The organism is Bradyrhizobium sp. 35 (assembly GCF_023073215.1).
Taxonomy (GTDB): Bacteria; Pseudomonadota; Alphaproteobacteria; order Rhizobiales; family Xanthobacteraceae; genus Bradyrhizobium; species Bradyrhizobium canariense_D.
In genome coordinates, this window is record NZ_JADPJC010000160.1 from 330,775 (window position 1) to 357,005 (window position 26,231).

General features: G+C 63.9%; 25 protein-coding genes, 1 other RNA gene and 1 pseudogene. 13 read left to right on the forward strand and 14 right to left on the reverse strand.

Translation table 11 applies throughout. The annotated features are described in order from the left end of the window. Positions 1-48: 48 nt before the first annotated feature. Together IVB36_RS37395 and IVB36_RS37400 are read right to left on the reverse strand one after the other, a co-directional pair. On the reverse strand, positions 49-852 hold the full coding sequence (locus tag IVB36_RS37395; RefSeq protein WP_018454308.1) for an isocitrate lyase/phosphoenolpyruvate mutase family protein: 804 nt from the start codon (positions 850-852) through the stop codon (positions 49-51). A 56-nt stretch (positions 853-908) separates the two neighbouring features. Then, positions 909-1,817, reverse strand: a complete 909-nt coding sequence (locus IVB36_RS37400; protein WP_026232712.1) for an alpha/beta hydrolase — start codon at positions 1,815-1,817, stop codon at positions 909-911. Between the two features lie 147 nt (positions 1,818-1,964). Between IVB36_RS37400 and IVB36_RS37405 the strand changes: the two genes are divergently transcribed. Continuing rightward, positions 1,965-2,426: a MarR family winged helix-turn-helix transcriptional regulator gene (locus tag IVB36_RS37405; RefSeq protein ID WP_247371899.1), complete on the forward strand. Its 462-nt coding sequence runs from the start codon at positions 1,965-1,967 to the stop codon at positions 2,424-2,426. 114 nt (positions 2,427-2,540) lie between these two features. Further along, positions 2,541-2,997 (forward strand): annotated as a pseudogene (locus IVB36_RS37410) (hypothetical protein). Between the two features lie 76 nt (positions 2,998-3,073). Here IVB36_RS37410 and IVB36_RS37415 read toward each other — a convergent pair. The 4 genes from IVB36_RS37415 to IVB36_RS37430 all read right to left on the reverse strand — a co-directional run bounded on the left by IVB36_RS37415 (position 3,074) and on the right by IVB36_RS37430 (position 5,267). Continuing rightward, positions 3,074-3,496, reverse strand: a complete 423-nt coding sequence (locus tag IVB36_RS37415) for a hypothetical protein (protein ID WP_018454312.1) — start codon at positions 3,494-3,496, stop codon at positions 3,074-3,076. Positions 3,497-3,518: 22 nt separating this feature from the next. Further along, positions 3,519-3,872, reverse strand: coding sequence for a hypothetical protein (locus IVB36_RS37420; protein ID WP_026232714.1), 354 nt, complete (start codon positions 3,870-3,872; stop codon positions 3,519-3,521). Between the two features lie 59 nt (positions 3,873-3,931). Beyond that, the gene (locus tag IVB36_RS37425) at positions 3,932-4,468 is read right to left on the reverse strand and encodes a hypothetical protein (RefSeq protein ID WP_018454314.1); all 537 of its coding nucleotides are present in this window, start codon (positions 4,466-4,468) and stop codon (positions 3,932-3,934) included. 187 nt (positions 4,469-4,655) lie between these two features. Then, positions 4,656-5,267 (reverse strand): TetR/AcrR family transcriptional regulator, encoded by a 612-nt coding sequence (locus tag IVB36_RS37430; protein ID WP_018454315.1) that lies wholly within the window; start codon positions 5,265-5,267, stop codon positions 4,656-4,658. Between the two features lie 127 nt (positions 5,268-5,394). Between IVB36_RS37430 and IVB36_RS37435 the strand changes: the two genes are divergently transcribed. The 5 genes from IVB36_RS37435 (at position 5,395) to IVB36_RS37455 (ending at position 12,888) form a co-directional block, all read left to right on the forward strand. Then, the gene (locus IVB36_RS37435) at positions 5,395-6,624 is read left to right on the forward strand and encodes a cytochrome P450 (protein ID WP_018454316.1); all 1,230 of its coding nucleotides are present in this window, start codon (positions 5,395-5,397) and stop codon (positions 6,622-6,624) included. Between the two features lie 139 nt (positions 6,625-6,763). Beyond that, positions 6,764-10,387: an AsmA-like C-terminal region-containing protein gene (locus tag IVB36_RS37440; protein ID WP_018454317.1), complete on the forward strand. Its 3,624-nt coding sequence runs from the start codon at positions 6,764-6,766 to the stop codon at positions 10,385-10,387. Between the two features lie 326 nt (positions 10,388-10,713). Continuing rightward, positions 10,714-11,832, forward strand: a complete 1,119-nt coding sequence (locus IVB36_RS37445; protein WP_018454318.1) for a DUF2336 domain-containing protein — start codon at positions 10,714-10,716, stop codon at positions 11,830-11,832. Between the two features lie 58 nt (positions 11,833-11,890). Continuing rightward, entirely contained in the window at positions 11,891-12,133 is a 243-nt protein-coding gene (locus tag IVB36_RS37450; RefSeq protein ID WP_018454319.1) for a hypothetical protein, read from the forward strand. A gap of 269 nt (positions 12,134-12,402) precedes the next feature. Further along, a complete protein-coding gene (locus IVB36_RS37455; RefSeq protein ID WP_085360657.1) occupies positions 12,403-12,888 on the forward strand; it encodes a DUF417 family protein in 486 nt (161 codons plus the stop codon). A gap of 15 nt (positions 12,889-12,903) precedes the next feature. Here IVB36_RS37455 and IVB36_RS37460 read toward each other — a convergent pair whose 3' ends face one another. After that, positions 12,904-13,401, reverse strand: a complete 498-nt coding sequence (locus tag IVB36_RS37460; protein WP_018454321.1) for a GNAT family N-acetyltransferase — start codon at positions 13,399-13,401, stop codon at positions 12,904-12,906. A gap of 143 nt (positions 13,402-13,544) precedes the next feature. On the opposite strand from IVB36_RS37460, the gene IVB36_RS37465 reads away from it, so the two are divergent. Both IVB36_RS37465 and IVB36_RS37470 read left to right on the forward strand, forming a co-directional pair. Continuing rightward, on the forward strand, positions 13,545-14,720 hold the full coding sequence (locus IVB36_RS37465; protein WP_018454322.1) for a GAF domain-containing sensor histidine kinase: 1,176 nt from the start codon (positions 13,545-13,547) through the stop codon (positions 14,718-14,720). 319 nt (positions 14,721-15,039) lie between these two features. Further along, positions 15,040-16,701 (forward strand): hypothetical protein, encoded by a 1,662-nt coding sequence (locus IVB36_RS37470; RefSeq protein WP_018454323.1) that lies wholly within the window; start codon positions 15,040-15,042, stop codon positions 16,699-16,701. Between the two features lie 169 nt (positions 16,702-16,870). Here the strand turns inward: IVB36_RS37470 and IVB36_RS37475 are convergent, their stop codons facing one another. From IVB36_RS37475 to ssrA, 7 genes are all read right to left on the reverse strand, one after another. Beyond that, the gene (locus IVB36_RS37475) at positions 16,871-18,742 is read right to left on the reverse strand and encodes a ferrous iron transporter B (protein ID WP_018454324.1); all 1,872 of its coding nucleotides are present in this window, start codon (positions 18,740-18,742) and stop codon (positions 16,871-16,873) included. A 20-nt stretch (positions 18,743-18,762) separates the two neighbouring features. After that, a complete protein-coding gene (locus IVB36_RS37480; protein WP_018454325.1) occupies positions 18,763-19,038 on the reverse strand; it encodes a FeoA family protein in 276 nt (91 codons plus the stop codon). A gap of 140 nt (positions 19,039-19,178) precedes the next feature. Beyond that, positions 19,179-19,433 carry a ribbon-helix-helix domain-containing protein gene (locus tag IVB36_RS37485; RefSeq protein ID WP_018454326.1) on the reverse strand — a complete coding sequence of 85 codons (255 nt, stop codon included), beginning with the start codon at positions 19,431-19,433 and terminating at the stop codon, positions 19,179-19,181. Beyond that, complete coding sequence (locus IVB36_RS37490) at positions 19,430-19,618, reverse strand: DUF4169 family protein (RefSeq protein ID WP_018454327.1); 189 nt, start codon at positions 19,616-19,618, stop codon at positions 19,430-19,432. Before IVB36_RS37490 ends, IVB36_RS37485 begins: the two co-directional genes overlap by 4 nt. A gap of 276 nt (positions 19,619-19,894) precedes the next feature. Further along, on the reverse strand, positions 19,895-21,340 hold the full coding sequence (gene fumC / locus IVB36_RS37495) for a class II fumarate hydratase (protein ID WP_244561280.1): 1,446 nt from the start codon (positions 21,338-21,340) through the stop codon (positions 19,895-19,897). Between the two features lie 99 nt (positions 21,341-21,439). Further along, entirely contained in the window at positions 21,440-21,955 is a 516-nt protein-coding gene (locus tag IVB36_RS37500) for a ClpXP protease specificity-enhancing factor SspB (protein WP_018454329.1), read from the reverse strand. A 114-nt stretch (positions 21,956-22,069) separates the two neighbouring features. Next, positions 22,070-22,436, reverse strand: a transfer-messenger RNA (tmRNA) gene (ssrA, locus tag IVB36_RS37505). An 84-nt stretch (positions 22,437-22,520) separates the two neighbouring features. On the opposite strand from ssrA, the gene IVB36_RS37510 reads away from it, so the two are divergent. The 4 genes from IVB36_RS37510 (at position 22,521) to IVB36_RS37525 (ending at position 26,095) form a co-directional block, all read left to right on the forward strand. Further along, positions 22,521-23,138: a chromate transporter gene (locus IVB36_RS37510; RefSeq protein ID WP_247394830.1), complete on the forward strand. Its 618-nt coding sequence runs from the start codon at positions 22,521-22,523 to the stop codon at positions 23,136-23,138. Next, positions 23,135-23,665: a chromate transporter gene (locus IVB36_RS37515; protein ID WP_018454331.1), complete on the forward strand. Its 531-nt coding sequence runs from the start codon at positions 23,135-23,137 to the stop codon at positions 23,663-23,665. Before IVB36_RS37510 ends, IVB36_RS37515 begins: the two co-directional genes overlap by 4 nt. 95 nt (positions 23,666-23,760) lie before the next feature. Beyond that, a complete protein-coding gene (locus IVB36_RS37520; protein ID WP_018454332.1) occupies positions 23,761-24,522 on the forward strand; it encodes a tripartite tricarboxylate transporter TctB family protein in 762 nt (253 codons plus the stop codon). A gap of 7 nt (positions 24,523-24,529) precedes the next feature. Continuing rightward, the gene (locus IVB36_RS37525) at positions 24,530-26,095 is read left to right on the forward strand and encodes a tripartite tricarboxylate transporter permease (protein WP_018454333.1); all 1,566 of its coding nucleotides are present in this window, start codon (positions 24,530-24,532) and stop codon (positions 26,093-26,095) included. Positions 26,096-26,231: the final 136 nt, after the last annotated feature.

Consider the following 26,231-nt stretch of genomic DNA (forward strand, 5'->3'; position numbering starts at 1 on the left):
GTGAAGCGGTCGGCGCAGAACACTGCGTCGAGCTGGTGATATCCGGGCTCAGGCATCCGGTTGCAGGAACGTGCCGTACTGCTTGGTCGCGGCGACCGCGGCCGCGGCCTGTCCGATCATCCGCATCGCGGCCATCATCGGCCACGGCCCGAGGCTGACCCGCCGAACGCCGACGCGAGCCAGATCCGGAAGTGCGGGAACGCCTTGTGTCACCATGATGTTGACCGGCAGAGGCGTGAGCTGAACCAACTTTTCAATGAGAGCGAGATCGGTGAGGCCGGGGACGAAAATTCCGTCGGCGCCGGCCTCGGCATAGACCTTCGCCCGCCTTGCCGCTTCGTTCATGCACTCGTCCGGCGATCCGAATTTCAGCAGGAACGGATCTGTTCTCGCATTGATGAACAGCTGAACTCCAAGATCTTTCGCGGCGTCGCGCACGGCCTTGATCTTGGCGGCATGGAGTTCGGGATTGACCAGTTGCCGCTTTCCCCCCGATAGCCCGTCCTCGATATTGATGCCGACGGCGCCGGCTTTCAAAATCTCGGTCGCCGATCTGGCGGCGGCCTCCGGGGTGTCGCCATATCCTGCCTCCAGATCGATTGAGACTGGAACTGACACGGCCGCAGTCATCCGCGATACGAGGCCGGTCACCATGTCGAACGGGACATTTTCTCCGTCGGCGTATCCAAGTGCGGAGGCGACCGCGCCGCTGCTGGTCGCGATGGCCGGAGCGGTCTTCGCGATGGCTTTGGCGGTGGCGGCGTCCCAGGCGTTGAACAGGACGAGCGGATCGCCCTTCCTGTGAAGGGCATGAAAGGTCTCGGCATATTGATGTTGTGTCTTGGCGTCCATTGCGCGCACTCCAGATTAGAAAATCGAAGGATGTTGTGGGCCACCGCCCTCTGCGTTCAGTCAGGCGCGTGCGTCTTGAACCAGTCCATGATCAGGCCGGTGACTTCTTCCTCACGCTCGAGGTGCGGGAAGTGCCCGACATCGGGCAGGACAATCCGCTTGTGCGGCCCCTTGAACAGCGGCTCCTCCTTGACCGAGTACCTCGCTGTCGGATCGTTGCTGCCATAGATCGTCAGCGTCGGCGTGTGCATGTCATTGATCGGCAGCCGGCCCGTGAGCCCCGCATCGGTCAGGCCTCCGTAATATTTCAGCGCCGCGGCCATCGTGCCGGGCGAGCTGAGTGTCTCCTTGATCGAACGGATGTGCTCGGCATTGTTGAATGTCGGTGACCACAGCTTCCAGAGATAGTCGACAAAGGGGAGGCCCTCGGTATTGACCGCGGATTCGGCGCCGGGCAGCTGGAAAAAATAGACGTGGAAGACGGCTCGAACGAGCTCCGGATCCCGTCTGATGCTCGAAATTGTAATCGGGTGCGCGGTGTTCATGACCACGGCGGCCTTGATTGCCGATGGCGCCGTGGCCAGCGCCTGAAAGGTCGAGGTGCCGCCCCAATCCATGCCGACGACGCGTGCCTGTCCGTCGTCGCTCAGCGCCGCGATGAGGGCTTCGAGATCCTTGCCCAGTGCGATCGGATCGAAAATGCCGTCCGCCGGAATCTCGGTCGGCGCATAGCCACGCAGGAACGGCGCGACGGCACGATACCCGGCATCCGCGAAGACCTGCAGCTGCTTTCGATACGACCAGGCATTGTCGGGAAAGCCGTGCAGGAACATGACCAGGGGGCCATCGCCCTGTTCGAGATAGGCGAAGCGCACGCCGTTGGCCTGCACGTATTTCAAGGCGGGTTCGGTGCCCCTGGTATCCGCTTGGGCATTCGCTTGTCGTGCCGCGCTCCGAGTATTCATCGTCATTCTCCATGTGATCGAGCCCCGCGATCCAAATTATGTGCGGAGCGCACATATCGTCAAGTTGTTTTTTGTGCGCTCCGCACATATTGTCGGTGTATGGAAATTGGAATCGCAAATTTGCTGGGGGCGCTTTCGCTCGCCGTCATGGATCGGATCGAGCAGGGCGCGCGCGAGGTCATCGGCCGCGGTGGCGAGACCCCTGCGGCACTGGTCGTCATCGGCTATGGCCAGGGCATGACCAACGACAAGCTGCGGCGGATCCTTGGCCTGTCGCATTCAGGAACGGTCCGGCTGGTGGACCGTCTGGTGTCGGATCGGCTGGTCGAACGTCGGCCCGGACAGGACGGCCGCGAGGTTGCCTTGCACCTGACGGCGAAGGGCGCCGCAACCCGCAACGATTTGATGACTTCGCGGATTTCGGCCGTCGCGTCGCTTCTGGATGTACTGTCGCCGGCTGAAACGAAGCGCCTTGAAACGCTGCTCCATGAGTTGTTGGCTCGGCAGGATACCTCCGAGATGGATCGCTTCACGATCTGCCGCATGTGCGACGACAGCGCTTGTACGAATTGCCCCTTGCCCACGGACAAGGGCAAACGCGCTCGCTAGCGGGCGCGCTCGAGACTATCATCCGGCTTGGGCGCAACGCGCGTTCACATCGCGGAAAGGAACGTCCGGCGTTTCCCCACGTTGTCGGCCCACCAGCACAAGCCGGTCCATACGATGAAGAAGATCGCCACCATCCTTGTCATGCTCTGTGCCTTTCCGGCGGCCGCCCGCGCGGACAGCTGGAGTGGCTATCGCATTCCCGAGACCGGGACCAGCGTCGATATCCCTTCGTCCATCTTCACCGAGCAAGCCGGCCGGCCCGACGGCTATGGCATGCAGTACCGGACCAGCGACGGCCGTGCGGATTTGACGGTGCAGGCCGTTCCCAATGACGGCAGCTCACCGGCCGCTTTCCTGGCGCGGAAGAATCCGCCGCCCGGCATCACCTACAAGCGCATCACGCCGCGCTTCTTCGTGGGTCTCCAGCACCCGGGGCGGCAAGATCTGGTACGACCGCTGCAACTTTGGCCGCCGCTACGTGCATTGCGTGCTGATCAACTATCCGGCCGCCGAGAAGCGGCAGTGGGATGCACTCGTGACCCGCGTCAGCCGCACGCTGAGCGGCGGTTGATCCGTTCACCAACGAAAAACCTGCTCACAAAGAAAAACTGCCCGCAGGTTGCGGGCAGCAGTCTCGTGAGGATGGTTCAGCGCACGTTGGTCGATGTCGTCGACATGGTCGGCTTGGAGCCCGGCACGTGCGACATGGTCTTGGTGGTCGACCCGACCTCCTCGCCCGCCTTGACTTTCGTGCGGGTGTGGGAGCGGCTGAACGTACCACCCTCATGCGCCTGCGCGCGCGCATTGGAATTGAGCACCGGACCGTTGCCCTTGTTCATGCTGGTGCCGGACTGCGCCTTGCCGTTGGCAGACGCGGCGCTGCCGCCCGCTGCAATCGACGAGCCGGTCTGTCCGGAGCCCGACGTCGACGTGCCGCCGGTGCCGAGCGTGCTGGCCGAGGTGCCGCCGGCCGCGGCCGAGCCCCCGGTGCCGCCGGTCATGCTGGTTTGCGCCGACAACGGCGAGGCGGCGGCGAGCAGAAGTGCGACCGACGAGGTCGCGATCAACATTCTCATCTGTGAAATCCTTTTGCTAGGGCGACGATGTCGAGATGGTGCAGCCGTTGACCGTGACGGTGCTCGCGCTGGTCGAACCCGGGCCGCCGGCCGTCGAGGACGAACTCGACACGTTGCCGCCACCGGCCTGGACGTGCACCGACGATCCGCCGGCCGAGCTAGAGCTCGACAGCGAGCCGCTCGATGAGGTCGAGCCGGTGGTGCCCGAACCCGATGACCCCAGCGCGGTAATGCTGCCGTCGGGATGTTTTTCCACCGTGACCCGGCAGGTCTCGCCGGACGCGGTCTTGCCGGTTTTCTGCATGGTTTCCCCCGCAGCGGCGCTGCTCATCAAAGTCAAAACTGCGATCGCAACGATTGGTCTGTTCATGCCAGTCCTCCTCAGGAAGGACGAAGGAGCGGCATTGCTGCCGCTCCGCCGGCCGGATGTCAGTCCTTGTCCTTCTTCATCTCGTCCTTGTGGTGGCCTTTGCCCTTTTCCATGCCCATGTCGCTGGCATGTCCCGCGGAGGAGCCGGCCGCTCCCACGGTCGAGCCGCTCTTGCCGCCGCCGGCCGACGAGCCGCCCGTGCCGACTGTCGATGCCGAGTTGGAGCCGGAGCCTGCCGCAGAGCCGCCGGTGCCGACGCTGGACGAACTCTTGCCGCCACCCGCCGACGAACCACCGGTGCCGAGCGTCGAGGCCGAGCCTGAGCCGCTGCCGGAGCCTGCGGCGGAGCCGCCGGTGCCGATCGACGAACTGCTGGTGCCGCCGCCCGCCGACGAGCCGCCGGTGCCAAGCGTCGAGGCCGAGCCCGATCCGCTGCCCGAACCCGCCGATGAACCGCCCGTGCCTACGGTCGAGTTGCTGGTGCCACCGCCGGCTGACGACCCGCCAGTGCCGACCGTCGAACTCGACTGCGCCACGGCGAGCGCGGTACCGGCCAGCAGCGCAGCTGCGGCCGCAGACAATTTCAGAATCCTCATCGCTGTCTCCTCGAATGATCAAATTGCCAAAACAGGCACGGGATAAAGTGGCAAGCTGCAGAAACGTTCCTTGGATCGGTATGAGGATGTGGAAAATGCGCGCGAGAATTGCGACGAGGTTCCAGCGGCGCGGCGCGCCGATGCCGAGCGGGAACAGCGAAGCGCGACGATCTGAAGAAAACAAACGCTACTTCAACGACAATCCCGTCCTGCGCCGCAGATCCGTGATCGCGCGCAGAAAACTGTCGGCCGGCGTCGTCTCCGGATCGATCAGGCGGTGCAGGCGAAAGCCGTCTTCCAATGCCAGCACGACGGAGGCCATCCAGGGGGGATTGAGCGTGTCGCCCTTCGCGTTGCTCTTCAGCGTTGCCTCGATGATGTCGGCGACCAGCTTGCGCCGCGCGCGCAGGCGCTTTGCAAGCTCCGGTCGGCGCTTCTCGGCGCGGGCGACAAACAGGATCATCTCCATGTGGAGCAGCGGCGAGCGGCCGAGCGGATCCTGCCTTGTGCGATCCATCGCCTTCAGCGCCGCGATGAAGTCGTCGAGATTGTCGTGCTGCGCGAGGATGTCCATGTTGCGCCGGATCGACTGCGCGACATGCTCCTCGAGCATGGCGATAATCAGCTCGTCCTTGCTCTTGAAGTTGGAATAGAACGCGCCGCGGCTAAATCCGGCCGCCGCCGCGATCGCCTCGATGCTGGCGCCGCCGATGCCGTCCTGCTCGAACACGCGCGCCGCCGCCTCGAACAGCCTGTCGCGCGTGTCGTCCCTGGTCGGCCTGGTTCTCACCCTTGACATCGGGGCAGTTTAGGGCAAAATGCAACTCGATACAACAATGTATCGAGTTGATAATTCCGGGATGGTTACGCTGCGCAAGAGGGGCTGCGGCGTATGCGATTCATGCGGCAACCGATATGAGGTCACCATGAACGAGCACGTGCAGGGCACCGGCGGTCCGCTGTTCAACCCGCTGTCGCCGGACTTCATCCGCGATCCCTATCCGCATTATGACCGGCTCCGCGCGATCTACCCGATTCACGTGACGCCGTTCGGCCAGTTCGTCGCCAGCCGCCATGCCGATGTCAGCCTCGTGATGCGCGACAAGCGTTTTGGCAAGGATTTCGTCGAGCGCTCCAAGCGCCGCTATAGCGAGAAGATCATGGAGGAGCCGGTCTTCCGCAGCATGAGCCACTGGATGCTGCAGGCCGATCCGCCTGACCACACCCGCCTGCGCGGCCTCGTCGTGAAGGCCTTCACCGCCCGCCGCGTCGAGGACATGCGGCCACGCATCCAGGAGATCGTCGACCAGACCATCGATGCCGTGATCGACCGCGGCCACATGGACCTGATCGAAGACTTCGCCTTCCGCCTGCCTGTCACCATCATCTGCGACATGCTCGGCATCCCCGAGGACCATCGCGAGACTTTCTATAACAGCTCGCGCGATGGCGGACGGCTGCTCGATCCCGTGCCGCTGTCGCCGGAGGAGATCGCCAAGGGCAACGCCGGCAACATGATGGCGCAGATGTATTTCCAGCAGCTGTTCGAGCTTCGTCGCAAAAATCCCGGCGACGATCTCATTACCCAGCTGGTGCAGGCCGAGGAAGACGGCAACAAGCTCACCAACGAGGAACTGACCGCCAACATCATCCTGTTGTTCGGCGCCGGCCACGAGACCACGGTCAATCTGATCGGCAACGGCCTGCTGGCGCTGCATCGCAATCCGGACCAGCTCGCGCTTTTGAAGGCGCGGCCGGACCTGATGGTGGGCGCGATCGAGGAGTTTCTGCGCTACGATTCCTCGGTGCAGATGACCGGGCGGGTCGCGCTGGAGGATATCGACGATCTCGGCGGCGCCAAGATCCCCAAGGGCGAGACCGTGCTCTGCCTGCTGGGCTCGGCCAACCGCGACCCGGCGGTCTATCCTGACCGGCCCGACCGGCTCGACGTCACCCGCCAGAATGTGAGGCCGCTGTCGTTCGGCGGTGGCATCCATTTCTGCCTGGGGGCCCAATTGGCCCGCCTCGAGGCCGAGATCGCCATCGCCACGCTGTTGCGTCGGCTGCCCGACCTGCGCATCGACGACGTCGAAAACCCCGAATGGCGGCCGACCTTCGTGCTGCGCGGCCTGAAGCGGCTGCCTGCGAGCTGGTGATGGCTGCCGGCGTTAACCTCCGCGCGCAACAGTCGCTGTGACTTCGCCACACTTCCCCCTATATAAGGGGCTGTTCCGGTACGTCTGAGGCCCTGCGGCTCAGGCAAGGCCCGCATCCGGTTTGGCCGAGGGGAGACCCGTGCAGACGACGCTGCTCGGATTGGCGATTGCCTTTATCTTAGCGCTGCTGGCCGCTCTGATCGGACCGTACTTCGTCGACTGGAACCAGTTCAGGCCCCAGTTCGAAGCAGAGGCCGGCAGGATCATCGGCGTGCCGGTGCGGGTGGCGGGCGAGCTCGACGCGCGGCTGTTGCCGGCGCCGACGCTGCGGCTGCGCGCGGTCACCTTCGGCGGCAACAACGATCTCGGCCGCCTGCGCGCCGACAAGCTCGATGTCGAATTCAGCCTGAGCTCGCTGATGCGCGGCGAATGGCGCGCCACCGAGCTTTCGGTCAATGGCATGGCGGTCGATCTCGGCCTCGACGCGCGCGGGCGGGTCGATCTGCCGTCCACCGCGAGCGGGAGCTTCAATCTGGCATCGCTGGCGATCGAGCGGCTGAATCTCACCGGTCGCATCGCCCTGCATGATGCCGCCAGCCATTCGACACTGGAGCTCAACGACATCGCTTTCTCCGGCGATGTGCGCTCGCTGGCCGGCTCGGTCCGGGGCGACGGCAGTTTTGCCCTCAGCGGCGTGCGCTATCCGTTCCGCGTCTCCTCCGGCCCGAGCGCCGACGGCAATGCCACCCGCCTCCACCTCAACATCGATCCCGGCGAGCGCGCGATCCTCGCCGATCTCGAAGGCGTGCTCGCCTTCGACAACCGCCTGCCGAAATTCGAGGGCGCGCTGACGTTCGCCGTGCCGGCGCCGAAGAAGCCGGGCGAGGCGGGGCCGATGCCCTGGAAGCTCACGACGAAACTCAAGGCTGATCCGGCCGGCGCCAAGTTCGAGCAGGTCGACGCCAGCTTCGGGTCCGAAGACTCCGCGCTGAAGCTCGGCGGCGTCGGCGATATCAGGTTCGGGGCTTCGCCGCTGCTGCGTGCGGTGCTGTCGGCGCGCCAGGTCGATGCCGACAAGCTGACCGGCAAGGACGAGCCGCAGCGCATCCTTCCGGCGCTCCGCGCAGGCCTCGCCGCAATCCCGCAGGCGCCGATCCCGGCACAGATCGAGTTCAACTCCGACCAGATCATGCTCGGCGCACGGCCGCTCCAGAACATCACGGCCGAGCTTGCGACCGACGGACGATCCTGGACCTTCCAGCGGCTCGAGCTGCGCGCGCCGGGACAGACGCAGCTCTCGCTCAACGGCGCGACGCCCGGCGCCGACAGCTTCAGCGGCCGTCTCAGCGTCGATTCCTCCGATCCCGATACGCTAGTGGCCTGGCTCCAGGGCCGCAGCGAGGTCAACCGCCGCAGCACGCGGCCGCTGCGCCTTGCCGGTGACGTGACCATCGCCGCCAACCATTTCGCCATCGACAGGCTGAAGGCCGAGATCGACGGCGGCGCGGTCGAAGGCCGCATCGCTTTCGTCCAGACCGGCGCGAGCAAGGGCTCGCGGATCGACGCGGAGCTCAAGGCCGACCGCCTTGACCTCGATGCGGCCGCAAGTTTTGTGCGCGCGCTTTCGGGACCGCAGGGCGAATGGCCGGAGGAAGCGAAGCTGTCGCTCGATATCGGCCGCGCGATCTCGGCCGGGCAGGAGCTGCGGCCGTTCACCGCGAAACTCGGCTACGGCCCCGCATCGCTCTCGCTGGAGCAGTTGCGGTTCGGCCAGGCCAGTGGCGTGACCACGGAAGCAAGTGGCAGCTTCGACCGCGCCAAGGCCACGGGCAAGCTCGCGCTGAAATCCTCCGCCAATTCGCTGCGCGATCTCACTGCACTGCTCGAGCCGTTTGCGCCATCGGTGCGCGCGCGCTTCGACGCCATCCCGTCGCTGCCGGCTGCGACCCGCCTGAAGCTCGACCTCAGCCTCGACAAGAACGCCGAGCACGCCGATCGCAACGACGCGCGCGCTGTCCTCGAACTCGACGCGCCGCAGCTCAAGGCCACCGCGACGCTGGCTGCGCAGACGCCGGTGGCCGCCGTCAACGGCATCGACGTCGACCGCTTGCGCAACAGCGACTTCACGCTGGACTCGAAAGTCGCGACACCGCAAGCCAGTGCACTGCTGGCGTTGCTCGGGCTCGATCGCGTGGTGGCCGCAGGCGAGGGCGCTTCGCAGTTCGAAGGCCGCTTGAGCGGCGCGTGGCGCCATCAGCTGCAATTGAATGCCAAGCTTAGCGGCGGCGGGCTGGATGCGGACGCACAAGGCAACGTCGAATTGTCGGAGCCGAAAGGCAGCGTAAATTTGCGCGTGCGCAACGCCAATCTGGGGCCGCTGTTCGGGACCAGCCCGGCCGATAAATCGGTGCAGAGCGTCAATCTGTCCTCGCGCGTCGGCCTCTCCGGCAACCGCCTGACCTTCAACGATCTCGAGAGCACCCTGGCCGGCTCGCATTTGCGCGGTCATCTGGCGGTGACGCTCGATCAGGAGAAGACCGTCGACGGCGAAGTCGGCCTCGATACGCTCGACCTCGTGCCCGCGCTCGCGATGGCCATCGGCGCGGCCGGACACGATGCCAATGCGCCGCTGAGTGCCGGGCTTCTCGGCGGCTGGCGCGGCCGCGTCGCCTTCCAGGCGTTGCACGGCACGTTGCCCGGCGGCATCGAGCTGCGCCCCTTCGGCGGTACGGTCCGGAGCGACGGTCAGTCGCTCGCGCTCGACGCAATGAAGGGCGGCGTCGGCGGCGGCGAGATGTCGGCGAGCCTTGATGCGCGCAATGGCGCCAATGGTCTGACGCTCAACGCGCGCATCGAGCTCGGCAATGTCGACGCGGCGGCGCTGCGCTACCGCGACCTCGCGCTGCCGAAGGGACGAGCCTCGGCGCAGATGGCGCTGACCAGCCAGGGCCGTAGCGTCGCGGCGCTCACCGGTGCGCTCGCCGGCAACGGTACGGTGACGCTCGAATCCGCTGAAATCTCCGGCCTCAATCCACGCGCCTTCGAAATCGCCATCCGCGCCAGCGACGGCGGCCAAATTGCCGACGACAATCGGCTGCGGCAGCTGGTCGAGCCCGCGCTGTCGGCGGGTCCGATTGCAGTGGCCTCGGCGCAGATCCCGTTCACGATCCGGGACGGGCGCCTGCGCGTCGGCGCAACGTCGCTAGAGGCGAAGAACGCGCGTGCCATCGTCTCCGGCGGTTACGACATCCCCGCCGACCAGGCCGACATCCGTGCCAGCCTGACGCCGATCATGACCGGGCTCTCCGGCGCGCCGCCCGAAATCCAGCTGTTCGCGGCCGGTCCCCCCGACAGGCTCAATCGCACCGTCGATCTTGGGCCGCTGTCGTCGTGGCTCGCGGTACGCACGATCGATCGCGAGACGCGCCGGCTGGACGCCATCGAGCGCGGCGAGCCGCCGCCGGCCACCGCCGCGTTGCCGACGCTGGTGTCGCCCGAACCGGCGCCGGAGCCGTCGCTCACGGATGTGCCGATGCCCGGCCGCGATCCGCGCCGTGCGCCGCCGCCGAAGCCCAAGTCCGATATCAGGGTTGCGCCGACGCCAAAGGCGCCGCAGGCCGCTCCCGCGGCACCAAGCCCGCCGCTTGCAAGCACGCAGATCGCGCCGCTGCCTCCGCCGATCGACGTCAGGCCGGCCCCGGGCCCGCCGCCCGCAAAGCCCAAGCCAAAGCCGCCGCTGGTGCTGACGCCGTCAAATCCGTAGGCGATAGTCCGTCATGCCCGGGCTTGTCCCGGGCATCCACGTTCTCCGTCCCAGGCGGTGAGACGTGGATGGCCGGGACAAGCCCGGCCATGACGCCGGAGAGACACCCTCACCCCAACCCTCTCCCGCAAGCGGGAGAGGGGGCGCAGCTTCCTCGTGACGTACCGGTAAACTCATTCTCTCGCTTTTTATCGAATTTTCCGCGGCAAAACTGATCTGCCGACTTTACCGGATTCTCGCGTTTGTTCCCTAGCCTCTGTTCCCAGAGGAACTCGGCGTCCTGCCGGCACAAGCAGGATGGCCAGCCAAGAACTGGGGTCATCGGGATGAACGGCGCGACAACACTTCTGCAGGATCTGGACGACGCAATCGCACGCGGCACCGACGAAAGCCGGACCAAGGCGTTGTGGCATGCGACCGACATTCTGATCACCGGTCGCTACAGCGACGACGAGATCAGCACGTTCGGCGAAGTCATCGGCCGGCTCGCCGACGAGATCGAGGTCGCCGCACGGGTGCAGCTCTCCGAGGTGATGGCAGCCTGCGATCACGCTCCGCTCAATGTCATTGCGCAACTCGCGATCGCCGACGAAATCGAGGTCGCCGGTCCCGTGCTGCGCGATTCCAATCGTATCGACGAGAAGCTGCTGGTCGAGAGCGCCATGACCAAGAGCCAGTCGCATCTGCTCGCGATCGCCCAGCGCAAGTCGATCGGCGAGGCCGTCACCGACGTGCTGGTCAAGCGCGGCGACCAGGAGGTCGTGACGTCGGTCGCCAAAAACGAGGGCGCGCGCTTTTCAGGTTCGGGTCTGCTCCACATGGTCCGCCGCGCCGAGGGTGACTCGATTCTCGCCGAGCAGCTTGGCCTGCGCAAGGACGTGCCGCGTCACATCTTCCAGCAACTGATCTCGAAGGCGTCGGAGGACGTCCGTCGCCGGCTCGAGCACGAGCGCCCGGAAATGATGGCGCAGATCCAGAGCTCGGTAAGCGACGTCACCGGCGATCTGCAGTCCAAGTTCGGCCCGTCCTCGCGCAGCTATTTCGTTGCCAAGCGCGTGGTGACGACGCAGTACCGGCAGGGCAACCTCAACCAGGACTCGATCTCGAACTATGCTCGCCAGCACCGGTCCGACGAGGTGCAGATCGGCCTGTCGCTGTTGTCGTCGCTGCCGGTCGACGTGATCGAGCGTGCGATGATGGACCGCAATCGCGAGATGATCCTGGTGCTGTGCAAGGCGCTCGACTTCTCCTGGGACACCACCATGTCGCTGCTGTTCCTCGGCGCCAAGGATCATCTGATCACGGCGCGCGAGCTCCACGACAACGAGCGCGATTTCGGCAAGCTCAAGATCGAGACCTCGCGCAGCGTCTTGAAGTTCTACCAATCGCGCAAGACCGGCACCGATCCCGTCACGGGTCGTCAGCCCGAGCTGCAGGTGCACTGAGCGGTACACCGAACAGGTACACCGAGCATCATCCGGGAATTGGCAGGGAGTATTTTCAATGTTGCCTCAATTCGGCACCGCAGTTCGCAAGAAGAACCTCAACAACGCCGCAGCCGGCGAGATCGGCGGCGGAGCAGCGGACCAGGCCTCGGTCGATGCGGCATGGCTCGTGCTGGAAGCCGCCAACGACCTCGGCGACCATGCCGCGATCGAGGCTTGCCGCCGCGTCATCGACGCCGAGCTGAACGGCACGGCGGCCGGCAGCGCGGATGTCGATCTCGTGCTCGGGTATTTCAGGTAGACTCCGCGGGCGTCCGCTCCATCCGCGCGATAGCGGCTGTTTCCACACCGTCATTGCGAGCGCAGGGCACCGCCGTCGCTCCTTCAACGGCACATTAACGCGCCGACAGCCCCAGACCGGGCGGCCATCCCGCGAACACGCGCATCGCACGCAGCTGTGATCTCCGGAACCGGCCGACGCGGGTAACGACCGAAGCTCCCCTTCGTACAGCCTTCAGCGAGCGTAGTCTCGCAGAGCTGATGGATGTGAAACCGGGGAAACATGGTCGGATGAAAGAGTTCAACGTCGCTGAGGTCGGGGGCGGTTCCTATCGTCCTCTTGCCATTCTGCGCTGGGTCATGGTGATCATCTTCGTATCGTTTGGCATGCAGAAATTCACGCCGCAATCTGCGCAGGGCATCGCGCAGTTCATCAGCAACAGCCCGTTCATCTCCTGGCTGTCGGTGTTCGGCCTGAGGGGAGAGGCCTATGTCCTCGGTGTCGCTGAATTCGTGATTGCGGCGCTGCTCGCGGCAGGCAGCTTCAGCCCGGTTTCGTCCGCCCTCGGTTCATTCATGGGCATGGTGACCTTTGCGATCACCTGGTCGTTCTTCTTCACGACGCCCGGTGTGGTCAAATGGAGCCTTTCATCCGATCCGATGGCGTGGAATCTGACCGGCGAATTTCTGTTCAAGGACATCGTCCTGCTGTGCGTTTGCGCGGTGTTGTTTCTGGCCTCCCTGCCGCAATCGGTTGTCCGGCTGCGCACCGGGTGATCGTCAGGCCGTCTCTCACCGCCGGATCCGGTAGAGGACGCCGTTCTCGCCGTGACGGAACGTGGTTCGCTCGAGGAGATAGTTGGACTTCTCCAGAACTCGGCGCGATGCGCCATTGCCGACATAGACCAGGCCAATGAGGGACGGCAGCTCATGGTGTAACAGTCCAATATCGGTGAGTGCGGTCGCGGTCTCGCTTGCAAGGCCACGGCCCCAGAATTCGCGCTTGAACGCGTAGGCAATCTCGATCTCGTCGACATCGTCCACGAGGATATGCCTGATGCCCGCTCGCCCGGCGAATGCCCCGTCTTTCGTTCGCAGCACCCACAGACCGAAGCCATGCTGATCCCAATGCGCCATATTGGCGTCGAGATAGGTCTTCGTCTTCTCCGCCGAACGGACGCCGCCGAGATAGCGCGAAACCTCGGCATCGAGATGCAACGCGACGAGGTCGGCGAGATGATTTTCACGAAGCCTTTCGGCGCTGAGCCTCGCCGTTCTGAAATGTTCCATTGGGAACAGATAGCCGCTTCCGAGGTGGGGCGTCGAGTAACATTGACGCGGAATGACTTGGCTGGCAGTGCTTTTCACCGTTGCAAGGACGCGCTTTCAGTTGGGCGGCCGGCCCGGGGCGAATGTTCCCAAGCGGAGTGGCAATGGATTTCGAGCGCGACATAGCCAAGATCAGCGGGATCGCTGCGGTCTCGACCATCCTCGACGTGGTCAGCCGGACCACCGGCATGGGGTTTACGGCCGTTGCCCGCGTCACCGAGGACAGGTGGATCACATGTGCCTCGCGTGACGAACTTGCGTTCGGGCTGAAACCCGGTGACGAGCTCAAGGTCGAGACCACGATCTGCCATGAGATCCGGCAGAGCCGCGAGGCGGTCGTCATCGAGAATGTCAGCAAAGACGCCGGCTACTGCAAGCATCACACGCCTGCACAATATGGCTTCCAAAGCTACATCTCCGTGCCGATCATTCTGCCCGACGGTTCATTCTTCGGAACTCTTTGTGCGATCGATCCGAAGCCGCGCAAGCTTCGGACTCCCGAAGTCATCGGCATGTTCAAGCTTTTTGCCGAGCTGATCGCGTCTCATCTCGACGCGGCCGAGCGCGTCGAACTGATCGAGAACAGGCTCGCGCTGGAACAACGCAATGCGGAACTGCGCGAGCAGTTCATCGCCGTGCTCGGTCACGACCTCCGAAACCCTCTTGCCTCGATCCAGGGCGGCCTGCGGCTTCTGAACAAGAAGGTCGATGACGAGGGGAAGAACTGGATCAACCTCCTGCAGGGAAGCGTGGGCCGGATGGCGGGCCTGATCGACAATGTCATGGACTTCGCCCGCGCGCGGCTCGGCGCCGGGATGCAGCTCAAGTTGAAAGAACAGCCACTCGAGCCTGTCATCAGGCAAATCGTCGCGGAGTTCGAGAACGTGCACCCGGATCGCGTCATCGAAACGGTCGTCAACGTTCCGGGACCTGTGAGAATCGACGCCGACCGCATAGGTCAGATGCTGTCCAATCTTCTCGGCAACGCGATTTCCTATGGCGCCGCCGACAAGCCGATCAGGGTGCTGGCGCAGACGACCGGCGCTGGCTTTGATCTCAGCGTTGCCAACAAAGGCGCGCCAATTCCGGCTGATGCGATCCCGCGCCTTTTCACTGCGTTCGATCGCGGCGACGTTCTGCCGAACCAGAAAGGGCTTGGGCTCGGACTGTACATTGCCCAAGAGATCGCGCGCGCCCATGGCGGGTTGATCGTCGCGTCGTCGATGCGAGATGAAACGGTGTTCACCGCGACGTTTCCGGCGAGCCCGGCCCGCGGCTGAGAAGGCGTGCTACGCCGGCCTAGCTTGCCGTCACGAAGCGTCGCGCCAATTCTCCGACAATACCATCATGCGCCTGTTTTGCGCGACGGTGCAACCGGCGAACAGCTGATAGCGCTGATTGTGCGAGGCTCTTTCCGGATGCGGTCCGGCGATTTTCTTGCGGGCAAGGCATTGTGCCTCTTCAGAGAGAGAGCTGCACGAAAACGTCCAGAGGATGTGAATTGGTTCACACACACGTGGTCGCTCCGGATTTACGGTACGCCTAATTCCGCGTAGAGCGGCCCGTTCGAACTATCTCGCTCAAGAGGGAGTTCAGGCTATGGCTAGCATCGTGTTGGGAATTGTCATTTCCATTTTACTATCGACACAAGCCTCCGCAGATCAGGTCCGTGACGCCGCGTCCGACCTGGTTCCTTCGCTGGTGCGCTGGTCCATCACGTTGTTGGGCCTGGTGGTGGCAGGCCGGTTGGCCTGGCAGGCTTTTGGCCGCGCGGTCAACATTGCCGAAGTCCCGACTTTCCCGCGATACATGACGACCCGGCAGCAGTATCGATTGGGCGGGTTCATCTTTGTCGTATTCTCATGCGGCTTCTTCCTTCTTCTCATCCATGAGAACCGCGACGTCATTGCCCTGGCGCCGCTGGTTCCTGCATTTCCAGTAGCCTTCATAGAGGCTGCGAAAAGTCAGTCTGCTCCGTACCTGACCGTCGTCGCCGCAATGGGGATCGTGTATCTGTTCCTCCTGACGAAGGAGGCTCAATGGAACGTCCTGCTGATGGTGCGCGATGTGATCCAGAGCTGGATCAGCGTGCCTCAGCTCGCGAAGCAGATCATGGCGCAAATCCGCTTTTCGCTGCGTGTGCCGCAGGAGGTGCTCTCGAAAGTCATCGCGAATTCTCCAGATGTCGTCGATCAGGACTTCCGCAAGGATCCGAACACCCCGGATCGGATGTGGGCGGAAATCTGTTACATGAAATGGTGGCTGACGCAGGGACGCGACACCGGAGATGACGCCACCTTCTTCACCGAGGACAGCTTTGGTTTCGACAAGCTGATGGCAGACTTCCAGCAGGGGGCGCCGACGATGAGCCAGTGGAAGGCTGGGACGTTGACGGGCCTTGCTGCGCCCCAGGCCACGCAACTGATCAAGGACCTCTACAACCGATTTGCCCGGCTTGTCGCGTGTTACCTGATCTATCGCAACGGCTCCCGCATCGACCTGCGCAATGAGGCCAGCAAATTCGGCATCGAAATCGATGCGCCCATTCACGACAATCCGCTACGGTACTGGATCGTCTATATCATTGCCTTGATCTGCTCCGTTTATCTGGGCGTGACCATTTCGGCCGTGATTTATGACGTGCTGCAAGGCAGAGGCGTCGTCTGGGCGCAGGACCCCAATCGCTCGATTGCATGGGTCATGTATTCGCTTTGCAATTATGGATTGGCAATCGTCGTCGTTCTCTTGCTTCGATTTGCGATGTCATCTCTGGGAAGCGATTCAGATCAGTCCCACCTCACCACTTATTGCTGGAGCTTCCTGGTCGCGCTCGCCGTAGGGCCCGCTGGTCTGACGTTGGCCGTGCATAACTTTGGCGAGGGCAATTTGCGGGAAATGTCCCTTGCCAGCCTTTACTTTGCGATGTTGCGGTGGGGCCTCGGGCCGGCGCTCGTGACAGTCTATATTTCGTACTATCTCGACAGGCAGAGCTGCTCCGATCTGCCGGACATCGACAATTCGATGCGAACGGTCGCGTGGCGGCTGTTCAATTGCTTCGGCTTTGCGGCAACCAATGTGTTCTTGCTTCTGCCCCAACTGCTGTCGCTGATGGCACAGGAGGGGGCAATCTGGGAAACCAATAAGCTGCGCTTCATTGCGGCTGGGACGACGTTCTGCCTGGCATTCGGCCTCGCATTGGCCGCGCAGTTCGCGCTCAAGAAGGAGCGGATTGGAACGGTGCTGGCGCATAAACCGGCTTGACGCCAGATATGGTCGGTCGTGGCGATGATGGCATCATGCTCCTGTTTTGCCCGACGGAGCAACTGGCGCAGCCCTGCGGCCGGACGATTTTCGCACAAGTGTAAGTCATTGATTTCACAACACCCGTCTACTGTGCATGGGGTTGTTTTCGCAGTTTTTTGTTTGGGGCCTACCCCGCCCCGAACGCGACCGCGACATTGTAGGTCAGAAGGCTCGCGGCATAGGCCAGCACCAGCATGTAGAAGAAGGTGACGGCCATCCAGGTCCAGCTTCCGGTCTCGCGCCGGATCACGGCCAGCGTCGATGCGCATTGCGGGGCAAAGATGTACCAGGCAAGCATCGACAGCGCGGTCGCGAGCGACCATTTCGTCGCCAGCACCTGGCCGATCTGCTCGGCCGCTTCCTTGCCGCCTTCGATCGCATAGACGGTGCCGAGCGCCGCGACCGCGACCTCGCGCGCCGCCATGCCGGGGATCAGCGCGACCGCGATCTGCCAATTGAAGCCGACCGGCGCCAGCAGCGGCTCGAGTGCCTTGCCGATGATCGCAGCGAGGCTGAAATCGATCGCCGGTTCGGTGGCGCCTGCGGGCGGCTGCGGGAACGAGGCCAGGAACCAGATCAGCACCATCATCGAGAAGATCGTGGTGCCGGCGCGGTGCAGGAACATCTTGGCCCGCGTGTAGACGCCGATCGCGATCGATTTCAGCCGCGGCATCTTGTAGTCCGGCAGCTCCAGCATGAACGGCGCCGGCGCATAGTCGCGCAGCATGAAGAATTTGATGAGAAACGAGACCAGCAGCGCGCTGATGATGCCGGCAGCGTAGAGGCCGAACATCACGAGGCCCTGGAGGTTGATGAAGCCCCAGACGTCTTTGGCCGGAATGAAGGCGGAGATGATCAGCGTGTAGACGGGAATGCGCGCCGAGCAGGTCATCAGCGGCGCGATCAGGATCGTGGTCAGCCGGTCGCGCTTGTTGTCGATCACGCGCGTCGCCATGATGCCGGGGATGGCGCAGGCGAAGCTCGACAGCAGCGGAATGAAGGCGCGGCCGTGCAGGCCGGCGCCGCCCATGATGCGGTCCATCAGGAACGCGGCGCGCGCCATGTAGCCGAAATCTTCCAGCAGCAGGATAAACAGGAAGATGATGATAATCTGCGGAAGGAACACGATGACGCTGCCGACGCCTGAGATCACGCCGTTCTGAAGGAAGCTCTGCAGCAGGCCGGCGGGTAAGGTCGCGTGCACGAACTCGCCGAGGGAGTCGAAGCCGGAATTGAGCAACTCCATCAGCGGCTGCGCCCAGGCGAACACCGCCTGGAACATCACGAACAGGATCGCCGCGAGCACGATCAGCCCCCCGACGGGATGCAGCACGACCGCGTCGATCCGCGCCGTCCAGGTGTCGGGCCGGCTGGGCAGGCTGACGCAGTCGGCGATGATGCGGTCGGCTTCGCGCTGGGTGGCGCGCAAGTCGGCCACGCTGAGCGCCCGCCAATTGTTCTCTCCCGGCTCGGCGGCGAGCTTTGCCGAAATCTCGTCGGTCAGCGACAGCAGGTCGGCCGTGCCGCCCTTGCGCACCGCGATCGAGGTGACCACGGGCACGCCGAGCTCCTTGGCGAGCCGCTCGACGTCGACAGTGATGCCGCGGCGGGTCGCGATGTCGAACATGTTGAGCACGAGGATCATCGGCCGGCCGGTGCGCTTGAGCTCCAGCAGCAGGCGGATGGTCAGGCGCAGATTGGTCGAGTCCGCCACGCACAGCACGAGGTCGGGCACGATCTCGCCGGTGGCCTTGCCGAGCACGAAGTCCCGGGTGATCTCCTCGTCCGGGCTCCGTCCGCGCAGCGAATAGGTGCCCGGCAGGTCGACCACGGAGACCTGGCGTCCCAAGGGCGTGACGAAGAAGCCTTCCTTGCGCTCGACGGTGACGCCGGGATAGTTCGCGACCTTCTGCCGGCTGCCGGTCAGCGCATTGAACAGCGAGGTCTTGCCGCTGTTTGGCGTGCCGACCAGGGCGAGATGCAGCAGGGGTGCTTCCATGGAATTGGGGTCCGGTCGCTTCAGGCGACGATAATGGCCATGGCTTCGCGACGGCGGACCGCGATGGTGATGCTGTCGACCCGCACGGCGATCGGGTCGCGGCCGACCAACCCCTCGTGCAGGATCTCGACCCGCGCGCCCTCGACGAAGCCGAGCTCGATCAGCCGACTCTCGAGTTCGATGTCCGAGAGTGCCGAGCCTGCGTCCTTGGGGGAAAGGTGCTGGATGACGCCGGTATAGCCGCGCTGGGCCAGGCCCAGCGGCATCTGCGGACGCGTATCATGGATGTCGGTCATGCCCTGTATTTTCAACGCAGGGCATCGAGGTCAAGCGCGCTCGGTCGCTGAAACTGCACCTTAGAGTGATTTTAAAGTACCAGCTTCGTGACAGAAGCGATCGGCGCCAGGATCGGCATCAAGGATCGGCGCAAAGACGGCTACTGGGCCGGGACCTTTTCCGCCTGGATGGCGGCCATGGCGCGGCTCTTGAAGTAGTCGAGCACGAACAGGCGGATCGCCGAGGACAGATTGCCCTGCTGGCGGTTGCTGTCGATCTCGCCGACCAGCTCGGACAGCGTCATGTTGCGCAGGCCCGAGATCTCCTTCATGCCGTTCCAGAACGCCTCTTCCAGGCTGACACTGGTCTTGTGGCCGGCGACGACGATCGACCGTTTCACGACGGGCGACTTCATGGCTGCTCCTCGCAATCGATCCGGTGCTGGTCCAGGTGCGTCTTCGCCTGATCCGCGCGCGTCTCCTCCGCCGACCGCTCCGCCTTCGTGCGGCCGAACTTCGTTCGGTTGGCGTCCGCCTGCTTCGCCGTGGCTTCCCGCTCGGCGCGCTTCCGGAAACGATTCAGGTTGATGACGTTCGCCATGTCGCGTCTCCATCATCCGATCCTCCGTGGGCAGGATGAAACATTCAGAAACTGTGCGCCGAATTGCGCCCGATGAGACTTGATCGCCATTCGCTTGTCCTCGTCAATCGACCCTTGGGCCATCAAACGATGAATTCCGCCCCGTGGGGGCGGAGGGGCTACGTAACACGCAATCCCGCCGCGACATTGACGGTAATCAAATCCCGTCCTTTAAGCCCTACATTTAATGGAGCTAGGGGCTCCGTATCATTACGGATGGCTATCGGAATTCGGAATTTATCCCGGGCTGGTCATCTTCTCGGGGCGCACCAGGCGGTCGAATTCCTCGCTTGAGACGAAGCCAAGCCGCAGCGCCTCTTCCTTCAGGGTGGTGCCGTTGGCATGCGCCGTCTTGGCCACCTTGGCCGCGTTGTCGTAGCCGATCTTGGGGGCGAGCGCCGTCACCAGCATCAGCGAGCGCTGCATCAGTTCCTTGATGCGCTTCTCGTCGGCGCGGATGCCGCTGACGCAATGCTCGGTGAAGGAGCGCGCGGCGTCCGCCATCAGCCGGATCGAGTGCAGCATGTTGTAGGCCAGTACGGGCTTATAGACGTTGAGCTCGAAATGGCCCTGGCTGCCGGCGACCGTGATCGCGGTGTGATTGCCGAACACCTGGCAGCACACCATCGTCATCGCCTCGCACTGCGTCGGATTGACCTTGCCCGGCATGATCGAGGAGCCCGGCTCGTTCTCCGGCAGCATGAGTTCGCCGAGGCCCGAACGCGGACCCGATCCGAGCAGGCGGATGTCGTTGGCGATCTTGAACAGGCCTGTCGCGACCGAATTGATGGCGCCGTGCGCCGATACATAGGCGTCGTTCGAAGCCAGCGCCTCAAATTTGTTGGCCGCGCTGGTGAACGGCAGCTTGGTAATCCCGGCAACGTGCTTTGCGAACAGTTTTGCAAAGCGCGGCTTCGAATTGAGGCCGGTGCCGACGGCGGTGCCGCCCTGCGCCAGCGGATAGAGCTCCTTCACCGCGACCTTGAGCCGGGCGATGCCGCTTTCGACCTGTGCGGCATAGCCGGAAAATTCCTGGCCGAGCGTCAACGGCGTCGCGTCCTGGGTGTGGGTGCGGCCGATCTTGACGATCTTTGCGAACTCCTTCTCCTTCTTGCGCAGTGCACGCAGCAATTCGCCAAGGGCAGGGACCAGATCGGCGGTAATGCGGCTTGCCGCCGCGATATGCATCGCGGTCGGGAACGAGTCGTTCGACGACTGGCTCATGTTGACGTGATCGTTGGGATGCACCGGCTTCTTGGCGCCAAGCTCGCCGCCCAGGATCTCATTGGCGCGGTTGGCGATGACCTCGTTGAGATTCATGTTGCTCTGGGTGCCCGAGCCGGTCTGCCACACCACCAGCGGAAAATGATCGTCCAGCTTGCCCTCGATCACCTCGCGCGCAGCGCGGATGATGGCGTTGGCGCGGCGCTGGTCGAGCAAACCGAGCTCCTGGTTGGACTGCGCTGCGGCGAGCTTGACGATGCCGAGCGCATGCACGAGCGAGATCGGCATGCGATCGATGCCGATGCGAAAATTCTGGCGCGAGCGTTCGGTCTGCGCGCCCCAATAACGATCGGCGAGGACCTCGATCGGGCCGAAGCTGTCGGTCTCGGTGCGGGTCGCCGGGCGCGAGGAGCCGTCGGTCTTCGAGGGGGAAGTCTTCGAGAGGGAAGTTTTGGCCATGAGCACATCCATTCCGCCGCGCGAAATGCCGCGCGGCCTCATCATGTGCCTCTATATAGGGAGTTTGGCCGCCTGCGACGGGCGCCGACCCGATCTAGATCATTTCTTGCGGAAACGATCCAATCGCACGACTTCGGCGCCGCCCTGGTTCGGAGCCGCCGGCTCCTCAGTGCCTTCCGCAGGGTCAGTGGCAGGGGCCACCGCGACCGCGGACGGGGCGGGAGCGGCCGGCAAGGTCTCGGCCGAGACGTCGGCGACATCGGAGGTGTCGAACTGGAGGCCGAATTTCACGGACGGATCAAGGAAGCTCTTGATGGCGCTGAACGGCACGATCAGCCGCTCCGGAATGCCGCCGAAAGACAGGCCGACCTCGAAGCGGTCCTCGAGCACGGTCAAATCCCAGAACTGGTGCTGCAGGATGATCGTCATCTCTTCTGGATATTGGGCCAGCAGCCGCGACGACAGCTTCACGCCCTCCGCCTTCGACACGAAGGTGATGAAGAAATGATGCTCGCCGGGTAGTCCCTGGGACGCGGCGTCGGTCAGCACCTTGCGCAACACGCCGCGCAGCGCGTCGCGGGCCAGCACATCGTATCGGATATGATCGGTCGCCATGGTGGTCCTGTTGCATTCCAGGAGCTGGGCCCTGCCGGCCCGACTCGCCAAGTCGCAATAGTACCGCGCCTGACGGGTCAGCAGGAGTCCCCGCGGTGTAGGAAATAAGAGGTAAGTGGAGGCTTCTGTTGCCAGGTGCCTCCGAACCCCGCCTAACGGAGCTTAACCCGTTAGGACTTCAGAATGGTCTTTCAAACTGCGTTACGCAGCCTGAGCAACCGGAGCAAAGTTGTCGTTGGCAACTATTGCATAGCCCGATAACGGCGGAACAATACCGGGAAAAAGAACGCCCTTTACGCCCTCGTCGATCCTATTTCGCCCCCGCCAAAGCCCGCTTTCAGGGCCAGCCCGCTGGTGGGCTTTGGTGGAGGCGCCGGGTACCGCCCCCGGGTCCGAATGGTTTATTGCGACGACCGTTTATTTCCATAGCCGGCGAACCGGCACTCCCAATATAGGGGGCAAACGTTTCAAATAACAGGTGTTTCGAGGGATCATTCCGAGGTTCCCTCTGGATAGGTTCCCGGCAGGCTTGGCCGCCTCCCGGCCGGCGTTCTAAGCTCCTGACATGTCCGAGGATTCCGCACCGGTCGCGCAACAACGAGTTCAAGAGCCGGACGGTCCAGCCACCAGCGCCGTTCCGCCGGGCTTGCTCGCGCTGTTCCTCGCCTTCGCCAGGATGTCGCTGGCGGGCTTCGGAGGGGTTTTGGTATTCGCCCGGCAGGCCATCGTCGAGCAGCACCGCTGGATGACGGCGGACGAGTTCAACGAGACTTTTGCGCTCTGCCATTTCCTGCCCGGGCCCAACATCGTCAATCTCTCGATGGTGTTCGGCGCGCGGCTGCGCGGGATCGCCGGCGGCATTGCCGCCTTTGCAGGGCTGTTGCTGCCGCCCACGCTGATCATGACGGTGCTCGCGATCATCTACGCCCGGTTCGGCGATGTGGACGTGCTGCGCCGCATCCTCGCGGGCATTTCCTGTGCGGCCGTCGGCCTCTTGATCGCGGTGGTCTTCCGGATGATGACGCCGCTGCTCAAGCGGCTGGACGCCTTGGCGCTCATCCTGATGCTGGGCGTGTTCCTCGCCATCGGCGTCCTTCGCCTGCCGCTCCAGGCCGTGCTTTTGGTCGCGATCCCCGTCAGCGTCGGCGCCACTTTCCTGATGCGGCGGAAGGTAGCAGCATGAACGCGGAGAACCCGATCTGGGGGCTGATCTCGACCTTCGGTCTGATGTCGCTGTTCGCGGTCGGCGGTGCCGCGGCGGCGGTGCCCGAGATGCACCGCATCGCGGTCGATGTGCATCACTGGATGACCGACAAGCAGTTCGCCGATGCCTATGCGATCGCGCAGCTCTCACCAGGTCCGAATGTGCTTATCGTCACGTTGATCGGCTATGCTGTCGCCGGCATCCCCGGCGCCCTGGCGGCGACTTTGGCCATGTGCCTGCCCACCGCGTTGCTTGCCTATTATGTCAGCCGGCTCCTCAACCGGCCGAACCAATCGCGCTGGCCCGGGCTGATCCAGGCTGCACTGGTTCCGCTCTCGATCGGCCTGATGGCGGCGAGCGCCCTGATCCTCGCCGAGTCGACCGATCGTACGCTTGCTGCGCTGCTTCTGACCGCGACGGTTGCAGTGGTCGCATCCGTCTCGCGCATCAATCCACTATGGATTTTGCTCGTCGGGGGCTTGTTGGGTTTTGCTGGCATTGTGTAATGAAAATGGCTAGGCAGGGATCCGGGCGGGGGCATCGATTTCCAGCCGATTAGAACAACAGTGCTCGTGGCTTACGGGTCGCGGAGGAGACATGCATGGCCGATACGATGGGCCACTCGGCGACAGCCAACCGAAACACCTCGGTGGTGATCAGCTTTTGTCTGCTGGCCATAGCGCCGCAGATTTTCGAATTCATCTGGTCGTTCGGGACGATCTTTGGCTGGGGCGCTGGACGCGGGCCGGCCGCCGTCGTCATCAGCCACGCGACTGCGCTGCTCGCGGGGGCGCCCGGCGCGTTGCTCGGGGCGGTCGGCGGTGACACCAAGAAGGCGTCATCCGATGTGCTGCTGGCGCTGATCTATTCCTATCCGATCTTTGCGGTGGCGATTCTCACGTTCTTCATGACGATCAGGTCCGCGCAGGACTATGTCGGCGGAATCGTGCTGATGGCGCTCGCCTTGTTCGCACTGTGGGCCTCTAGCGATTTGCAGGGGATGCGGGGCTTCTCCTTTGGCGCCGGCACGGCGCCGCGGATGTTTGGCGGGCTCCTCGTCGCACTTGGCGCCGGCATCGCGTTGACGGGGCTGCTGACCGACGGGCCCAGCATGGCGCACTATGCCTGGCGTGGGCCGCTCTTCGTGATGTTCTCGATCGTCTTCTTCGCGCTGGCGATTCGTCCGCTTGGGGTGGTGGTAACGGCGTTCGCAAGCTTCATGATCGCGGCGATGGGTACGCATGAGACACGCTGGGTCGAAGCGCTCATTGTCGGCGCCTGCCTGACGCTCGGCTGCGCGCTGCTCTTCCCCTACGTGCTAGGCCTGCCGATGCCGATGTTCCCGCGCTTCCTGGTTCAGTGAGGGTGTGATGTTCGATCTCTTCCACAATCTGGGCCTTGGTTTCGGTGTGGTGTTTCAGATCTCCTGGTGGTCACCCTGGTGGCTCTACGGTCTGTCGCTCCCGATCTCGATCAATATTCTCATGTGCCTGATTGGCGCATTGGTTGGCACACTGGTCGGCGTGCTGCCCGGTATCGGCACCGTCGCAACCGTGGCGATGCTCCTGCCGATCACGTTCGGATTGCCGCCGGTCGGCGCGCTGATCATGCTCGCCGGCATCTATTATGGTGCCCAGTACGGCGGCTCCACCACCTCGATCCTGGTCAATATTCCCGGTGAGGCGACGTCGGTCGTTACCGCCATCGACGGTCACCAGATGGCGAAGCAAGGCCGTGCCGGCCCGGCGCTGGCGATCGCGGCGATCGGCTCGTTCTTCGCCGGATGCGTTGCGACCGTGCTCATCGCCGTGCTCGGTGCGCCGCTGACCAAGCTCGCTCTGGCGTTCGGCCCGGCGGAATATTTCTCGCTGATGGTGCTCGGCCTGATCTTTGCGGTGGTGCTGGCCAAGGGCTCGGTCCTGAAAGCGATCGCGATGATCGTGTTCGGCCTGATGCTGTCGATGGTCGGCTCCGACATCGAGACCGGCGCCTCGCGCATGGCGTTCAACATTCCGGAGCTTGCCGACGGTCTCGGCTTTGCGACGGTGGCGATGGGCGTGTTCGGCTTCGCCGAGATCATCCGCAACCTCGACGCCGGCGCCGAGATGAACCGCGACCTCGTGCAGCAGAAGATCACCGGCCTGATGCCGACCAGGAAAGACCTGATCGACTCGGCGCCTGCGATCCTGCGCGGCACCGTGCTCGGATCGATCCTCGGTATCCTGCCGGGCGGCGGCGCGGTCATCGCGTCCTTTGCGTCCTACACGCTCGAGAAGAAGATCGCCAAGAACCCGTCGCGGTTCGGCCGCGGTGCGATCGAAGGCGTGGCGGCGCCGGAAAGCGCCAACAATGCCGCGGCGCAGACCTCCTTCATCCCGCTGCTGACACTCGGCATCCCGCCCAATGCCGTGATGGCGCTGATGGTGGGCGCGATGACCATCCACGGCATCGTGCCCGGTCCGCAGGTGATGCAGAAGCAGCCGGAGCTGGTTTGGGGCATGATCGCCTCGATGTGGATTGGCAATCTGATGCTGATCATCATCAACCTGCCGCTGGTCGGAATCTGGGTGCGGCTGTTGCGCGTCCCTTACCGGCTGATGTTCCCCTCGATCGTGATCTTCTGCGCGATCGGCATCTACTCGGTGAACAACGCGCCGGTCGACGTCATCCTGGCAGGCGTGTTCGGTCTGGTCGGCTACTGGCTGATCAAGCACGATTTCGAGCCGGCGCCGCTGCTGCTCGGCATGGTGCTCGGACCGCTGATGGAAGAGAACCTGCGCCGCGCGCTGCTGATCTCGCGCGGCGACTGGAGCGTGTTCCTGACGCGTCCGCTGTCGGCCGTGCTGCTCGGCATCGCCGCTTTCCTCCTGGTGCTCACGGTGCTGCCGGCGTTGCGTGCCAAGCGCGACGAGGTGTTCACCGAATCCGAAAACTAGGGGCGCCGCCAGCGTCGGCGCGCCGTGACCCGAACCCAAGCCGGCAAGTTGGCCAGCAGGATCAATCTGATAGACAAGGGGCGGGACGCTGAGTTCCGCCCCTTGTCGTTTGCACCGGGAGCGCTCACTTTTCCGG